The organism is [Phormidium] sp. LEGE 05292 (assembly GCF_015207735.1).
In the GTDB taxonomy this organism is placed as follows: Bacteria; Cyanobacteriota; Cyanobacteriia; order Cyanobacteriales; family Aerosakkonemataceae; genus Floridanema.
In genome coordinates, this window is record NZ_JADEWG010000296.1 from 1 (window position 1) to 2,930 (window position 2,930).

A 2,930-nucleotide genomic window follows, 5' to 3' on the forward strand; every position below is an offset into this window, starting at 1 on the left:
GGTTGGGTGATAGGGGGAGTGGAAGAATAATTCTCCCCATTTCCCCATCTCCCCATCTCCCCAAGAGTACGTAAATCGCGCCAAACTGTCTGACCTCTGAGGGTTTGGTTAGGATCTTCAGGTAAACCACCTCTTCCAGTAATCACGAAGCTATTGTTACTTGCAATCGAACAACCAGTGACAATTTGATTACTAATATCAGTAAAGTTTTCTGGTAATTGAACTAAACCTGCACTAGTATCAACTTCTGGTGTATTAACTTGGACAGTACCGCTTAAAGCTGGTGTACCGCCAGTAGCAGTAATATCGCTATTGGGAGTAGGTGCTAAACGATATTCTATGCCAAAAATAGCTTGAGCATTAATAGTAACTTTGCCGCCTTGACTAGCGACAGAATTAGCAGTAATGTCGCTATTTTCCAAAGCAACTAAAGTATTGGTATTGATAGTAATATTACCGCCATTTCCGGTTCCGCCTTCTGTGCCAGCAGTAGCAGAAATAAAACTATTTTGACGCATTTGTATGGTGCGCGATCGCACGGTGATATTTCCTCCTTCTCCTGATGCGGAAGTTCCTTCTAAACCGCCCTGATTATTCATCAAAACCGAGTTAGCTTCGACAATTAAATTACCAGCGTCTCCGGTTCCGCGCGATCGAATACTCACTCTTCCCCCATCTTGTAAAATTAATCGATCGGTTTCTATAGTTAAATTTCCCCCTCTACCTGTAGATCCCGGTTCTGTAACAGAAGTGATTGCACTTAACAGTTGACCATCGGGAGAACTCCCTTCTAATTTTACAAATTCAGATGCTTTAACTGTGATATCTCCTCCCTGTCCTTGACCAAAGGAACTAGCTGCTAAAATTGCACCACTGCGAAGAGTTACTTGTCTGGTATTAATCCGCAATTCCCCCGCATCTCCCAGACCAAAACTGCTGGTAAACAAGCCGCCAAAAGCTCTAGCGTTTGGGGAAAGAGGAATCGGATTGCTGCTACTTATGTCGATCGAATCAGCAGCGTTTACAGTTAAATTTCCACCTTTTCCTGTGCCAAAACTAGAAGTAGTGATTATACCATTATCTTCTGCTAAGAATATACTAGTATTTACCGTTATTTCTCCAGAATTCCCCACCGCATTTACTCCCGATCCTGTAGCAATAAAAGCGGAACTTAACTTTAATAAATCTGATGTATTTATAGTAATATTCCCCCCCTCACCTCCAAATGTAGAAGCAGCTACATAAGCTCCATTACCAGCCATAAATTTAGGAGTATTAATTATGATATCTCCCGCTTTTCCCGAACCAAAAGTTAAGGTAAAAAAGCCGTTGATTAGATCGCTGATAGTAACAGTTCCCGTCACAAATTTGAGGACATTTTGTTCATAGCCGCCAGTACCAACAATTTTTACTGACTCGGAAGTATTTATGGCGATCGTTCCTCCCGGTAAATCACCCAAAGTAAAAGAAGAGAGACGGGAACCTTCGCTGAGGCGAAGATTTCTGGCTTGGATTTGCATTTCACCTCCCCCAGTTCCACTAGTATCAACTTTCGCATTACCTAATAATTGAATATCGCCAAAATTTTGGGTACTTAGATAATCAAAAGCAAAACCTTTATCACTAGTTGTCAAACTGACATCACCTTGAGTTACACTTCCTAATTCAATTCTTCCTCCTGGTGTAGTAGGTATAAGATTTCCTTGAAATAATACAATGGGAATTCCGCCAGCAGTAAGACCCGTTGCTTGGGGATTGCTGCTACCAGAAATTGTTAAATCTCCACCTATTAGCGCCAAAGTTTGCCCAGTTTGTACAGCTAAATTAGAGCCTAAAACTTGAATTTGTCCAGGTGAATTTGGCCCGAATTGCAAACCGATCGGCACATTCACTGTGAGCAAAGGTGTCGTATTTGGATTAGTAGCACTAAAAATACTGCCATCGTTAAACTTAATGCTATTTGCTGTACTAGCAATAAATGAACCACCGATATTTAATTGGGCATTTGGGCCGAAAATAATTCCATTCGGATTAATTAAAAATAAGTTAGCTTTGCCATTAGCACGAATTAAGCCATCTATATTAGAGATATTTTTCCCAGTGACGCGACTAAAAATATTTTGAATATTGAGTGCGTTATTAAAAAATGCTTCGCCCCCAGTAGGAATGGAAAATTCTTGGAAGCTGTGGAAAAGATTGCTACCATTAGTTGTACCGCCTTCAATGCGAATACTATTTCCATTGAGAATCACAACACTATTGTTAGGTAATGTGGCATCAGGAATTACTTGTGCCGACAAGGGATTGTTGGTAATAAGAAATAACAGGGAAACAGTGCCTAGAGCAGCGCAGCAGAAATGATTGAGCAGCTGAAAACAGTTAACAGTAAGGGCGAGTTTAGAAGAAAATTTTGTCATCATAACAGAAGAATTAATAACACTCCTAAGAAACATATTTGCTCAAACTGTTATTGACTGTGTTTCTTTCATCTATTGGGGGCTCAGATCTTGCTCCAGTCAGGAGGTAGAACCTCCCAACCCTCGTTACCAGGTTCAACCTGGTAACGAGAAATAGAGGCTCCGCCTCAGAAGTGCAAGATCTCAGTAACAGAAGAATTAACAACAAAACCCGCCCTGACAAAGCCTTCTGCCTTCTTGCATTAGTTGTTTGAAGTAATTATTCATGATTTTTTGACCAAGCAGACGAGGGAATCTATTTCGTTAGTTTGGTGAACTGGCGATCGATGATTCCCAATATATGATTAGCGATCGCGTAGCCTACCATTAGGCGCTTGGCACCCCGTCTGATGATTCCAACTACCAGGAGGAATTCCTTCAATACTATTCTTTACTAATTCTATCTGACCAAATGAATTAATTTTCCAACCAGTAGCCTCAATTATGGGGGACTGGGAGGAAGAGGTGGGGGGG

Annotated in this window: 1 protein-coding gene; it reads right to left on the minus strand. The window is 41.1% G+C overall.

Features of this window, described 5'->3' with window-relative positions:
* Positions 1 to 2,300, minus strand: a 2,300-nt coding sequence (locus tag IQ264_RS32040) for a filamentous hemagglutinin N-terminal domain-containing protein (RefSeq protein ID WP_228061972.1), incomplete at its 3' end; no start/stop codon positions are given.
* Between the last annotated feature and the right edge of the window lie 630 nt (positions 2,301 to 2,930).